Source organism: Dietzia sp. B19 (assembly GCF_014145155.1).
In the GTDB taxonomy this organism is placed as follows: Bacteria; Actinomycetota; Actinomycetes; order Mycobacteriales; family Mycobacteriaceae; genus Dietzia; species Dietzia natronolimnaea.
In genome coordinates this window covers 1-3,653 of sequence record NZ_JAALED010000083.1, presented here as the reverse complement: position 1 = coordinate 3,653, position 3,653 = coordinate 1, and the positions used below count along the sequence as shown (strand labels likewise).

Annotated in this window: 5 protein-coding genes; 3 read left to right on the top strand and 2 right to left on the bottom strand. The window is 70.1% G+C overall.

Going from position 1 to position 3,653, the window contains the following annotated elements; translation table 11 throughout:
* Positions 1-252 precede the first annotated feature (252 nt).
* Together G6020_RS03375 and G6020_RS03370 are read left to right on the top strand one after the other, a co-directional pair.
* Positions 253-1,410: an acyl-CoA dehydrogenase family protein gene (locus tag G6020_RS03375; protein ID WP_179523632.1), complete on the top strand. Its 1,158-nt coding sequence runs from the start codon at positions 253-255 to the stop codon at positions 1,408-1,410.
* A gap of 68 nt (positions 1,411-1,478) precedes the next feature.
* Positions 1,479-1,889, top strand: coding sequence for an arsenate reductase ArsC (locus G6020_RS03370; protein ID WP_182609654.1), 411 nt, complete (start codon positions 1,479-1,481; stop codon positions 1,887-1,889).
* Here the strand turns inward: G6020_RS03370 and G6020_RS03365 are convergent.
* Both G6020_RS03365 and G6020_RS03360 read right to left on the bottom strand, forming a co-directional pair.
* Positions 1,886-2,122, bottom strand: a complete 237-nt coding sequence (locus tag G6020_RS03365; RefSeq protein WP_107757545.1) for a thioredoxin family protein — start codon at positions 2,120-2,122, stop codon at positions 1,886-1,888. The genes G6020_RS03370 and G6020_RS03365 overlap by 4 nt on opposite strands.
* A 20-nt stretch (positions 2,123-2,142) precedes the next feature.
* Positions 2,143-3,234 carry a permease gene (locus G6020_RS03360; RefSeq protein ID WP_182609653.1) on the bottom strand — a complete coding sequence of 364 codons (1,092 nt, stop codon included), beginning with the start codon at positions 3,232-3,234 and terminating at the stop codon, positions 2,143-2,145.
* 24 nt (positions 3,235-3,258) lie between these two features.
* On the opposite strand from G6020_RS03360, the gene G6020_RS03355 reads away from it, so the two are divergent.
* The coding region (locus G6020_RS03355) for an FAD-dependent oxidoreductase (RefSeq protein ID WP_182609652.1) at positions 3,259-3,653 on the top strand (395 nt) is incomplete at its 3' end.

Sequence of the window (3,653 nt, the reverse complement as noted above, 5' to 3'; positions counted from 1 at the left end):
CCGGGTCGGCTGCGTCCGCTCGCGCCGCCGCGGCTCAACCCGCTGACGATGGCGCTGGCGTTCCCGGCCTACCGCTGGCTGCACGATCCGGACGGTCGCCCCTGGCACCTGCGGGTGCGCGGACGGTACTGATCCGCGGACGGGACTGATCCGCGGGCGGTGCTGATCCGCGGGCGGGACCGCCGGGAGGCCCCGGTCGGTCTGGGTAGGCTGAACCGCGCACGTCGCGTCGATCGACCACCGGAGGCCATGGTGACCCTGCTCTTCCCCGACTACCGCCCCTCCTGGGAGACCGACGACCACCGGCTCCTGCGCGAGCACGCCCGCGCCTTCTTCGCCAAGGAGATGACGCCCAACCAGGAGAAGTGGGCCCGGCAGAAGCACGTGGACCGCGAGACCTGGCTGCGCACCGGCGAGGCCGGGCTGATCTGCCTCGACGTGGCCGAGGAGTTCGGCGGCCAGGGCGGGGACCCGGGCATGGAGTACCTCGTCACCGAGGAACTCGTCTACTCGGGGGACACGGCGTTCGGCATGGGGGTCGGATCGACCATCACCCCCCACTACGTGGCCAACTACGCCACCGACGAGCAGAAGCGGGAGTGGCTGCCCAGGTTGTGCTCCGGTCAGTGGATCTCCGCGATCGCCATGAGCGAGCCCGGTGCCGGTTCGGACCTGCAGGGCGTCCGCACCACCGCGCGGCGTGACGGTGACCAGTACGTCATCAACGGCTCCAAGACCTTCATCTCCAACGGTGGCTCCGCCGACTTCGTGGTGGTGGCGGCCAAGACCGACCTCGACGCCGGCCACAAGGGCATGGCGCTGTTCGCCGTGGAGGCCGACACCCCCGGTTTCGAGCGGGGCCGCGTGCTGGAGAAGATGGGCCGTCACGGCGCCGACACCGCGGAGCTGTTCTTCAACGACATGCGTGTGCCCGCCGCCAACCTCCTCGGCGGCGAGGAGGGGCAGGGCTTCTACCAGCTCATGAACCAGCTCCCGCGCGAGCGCCTGGCGATCGCGGTGGACGCCCTGGCGATGGCCGAGGCCGCCGTGGTGGAGACCCTCGCCTACACCCGTGAGCGGCAGGCCTTCGGCAAGCCGATCCTCGACTTCCAGAACACGCGGTTCGAGCTGGCGGCGTGCAAGACCTCCGTCATGGCCACCCGCACCTTCATCGACCACTGCATCTCCCGCGAGATCGCCGGCGAGCTGGACGCCGTGACCGCCTCGATGGCCAAGCTCCAGGCCACCGACATGCTCGACGACGTGGTGGACCGCTGCCTCCAGCTGTTCGGGGGCTACGGCTACATGATGGAGTACCCCATCGCGCAGAAGTTCGCCGCCGCCCGCGTCATGCGGATCTACGGCGGCACCAACGAGATCATGAAGGAGGTCATCGGCCGGGCGCTGTGACCCGCCGCGCGTGGGCGTCGAGCGGCTACTATCGACAGTCGTCGATACATTCTGCCGGGGGAGTCACCGTGACCGATCGTCCGTCCGTCCTCTTCGTCTGCGTCCACAACGCGGGCCGCTCACAGATGGCCGCGGCCTACACCGAGCACCTGTCCGGAGGCGCGGTGGAGGTCCGCTCGGCCGGGTCGGCGCCGGCGGACTCGATCAACCCGGCCGTCGCCGAGGCGATGGCGGAGGACGGCATCGACATCTCGGCGGCCACGCCGAAGGTCCTCACCACCGAGGCGGTGCGGTCGAGCGACGTGTGCATCACCATGGGCTGCGGTGACGTCTGCCCGGTCTTCCCGGGCAAGCGGTACCTGGACTGGACCCTCGACGACCCCGCCGGTCAGGGTGTCGACGCGGTCAGGCCCATCCGAGACGAGATCAGGCGCCGGGTGACCGGACTCCTCGCCGAGCTCGGCGTGCGCCCGGTCTAGCGTCCGCGCAGGATCTCGGTGAGCTGACGGACGGTGGGCACCTTCCCTCCCAGGACGAGGTCGTCGTCGACCACCAGCCCGGGTGTCTTCATCAGTCCGTAGCCGGCGATCTCGCCGACGTCGGTGACCTCGACGATCTCCGCGTCCTCGCCCAGCGCTGCCAGCGCCTCCCTCGTGCGGGTGACGAGGGTGTGGCAGTTGCGGCAGCCGGGCCCGAGCACCTTGACGATCATGGTTCCTCCTGCATCTGGGGTCAGGCGATCACGTTGAACAGTAGGCCGATGGCGAGGATGCCGGCCGCCACGACGGCGAAGAACAGTGCGAGCAGTGGTGGCCTTATGACCCGCCTGAGCATGATCGCCTGGGGGATGGACAGCGCGATCGAGCTCATGATGAACGCCATGACGGTGCCCAGGCTCATGCCCTTGGCCCACAGTGCCTCGGCGATCGGCACGACCCCGGCTCCGTTGACGTAGAGCGGGATCCCCGCGAGGGTGGCCACGAACACCGCCAGCGGGTTGTCCGGGCCCGCCCAGCGGAGGAAGAAGTCCTCGGGGACCCATCCGTGGATCACCGCGCCGACGCCGACGCCCACCACCACCCAGATCCACACGCTACGGAGGATGTCGCGGGATTCGCCGAGAGCGGCGTCCACCCGTTCGCGCAGCGAGGGCACGTGGCCGTCCGCGCGGAGTACGGCGACGCGGGTGGTGAAGACGACGTCGTCGACCCACCTGTCGAGCCGGAACCGGGACAGGGCCCATCCCGCGACGAAGGCGATGGCGGCGCCGGCGCCGACGTAGGCGGCGGCGATGTGCCACCCGAACATCTCGCCGATCATGATGGCCGCGATCTCGCTGATGAGCGGGGAGGCGATGAGGAAGGTGAGGGTGACCGAGAGCGGGATCCCCGCGGCCACGAAGCCGATGAACAGTGGGATCGAGCTGCAGGAGCAGAAAGGGGTCACCACGCCGAGCACGATGGCCAGCGTGAGGCCGACGAACAGCCCCCGGCCCTCGAGCCAGTCCCGCGCGCGGTCGAGGTCGAGGCTTGCCCGCAGCATGCCCACCAGGAACATCAGCCCGAGGAGCAGGAGGACGATCTTGACGGTGTCGTAGAGGAAGAAGTGCACGGCACCGATCGCGCGGTCGGCGAGGTCGAGTCCGAGCCAGCCGACGGCCGCGTCCCAGAACCACTCGTTGGCCACCCACAGGGCCGCCCAGGACACCGCGGCCAGCGCGAGCGCCGCCACGAGCCGACGATGCTCACGGGCACCGGTGTCGGTGTCCGTGGCGTCGTTCCCCGGGCCGGACGGGCCGGTCGCGGAGGCGGGCAACGAGGTCATACCTCCACTGTAGGATTGGTATCGATGAGTGTCGATAGGAACTGTTCAGGGGGTGGCGAGAGGGGGTCGGGCAGGGTGAGGGACGTCGTGGTGATCGGAGGCGGCCAGGCCGGCCTGGCCGCCGGTTTCCATCTCACCCGCGCCGGCGCGGACTTCGAGATCCTCGACGCGTCCGACGGGCCGGGGGGTGCGTGGCCGCACACCTGGCCCTCGCTGCGATTGTTCTCGCCCGCCGACTACTCGTCCCTCCCGGGTCGCAGGATGCACCGGACGGACGACGGGAACCCCGACGCGGCCCACGTGGTGGAGTATCTGCGCGGGTACGAGGAGTACTACGGGCTGCCCGTCCGGCGCGGGGTCCGGATCGTGGCCGTGGAGCGGGACGATCCGGACGGGTTCGTCGTCCGTGCCGCCGACGG

Coding starts and splice junctions, on each gene's coding strand:
- G6020_RS03365 (WP_107757545.1), bottom strand. CDS start 2,122: ATGATCGTCAAGGTGCTCGGGCCCGGCTGCCGCAACTGCCACACCCTC.
- G6020_RS03360 (WP_182609653.1), bottom strand. CDS start 3,234: ATGACCTCGTTGCCCGCCTCCGCGACCGGCCCGTCCGGCCCGGGGAAC.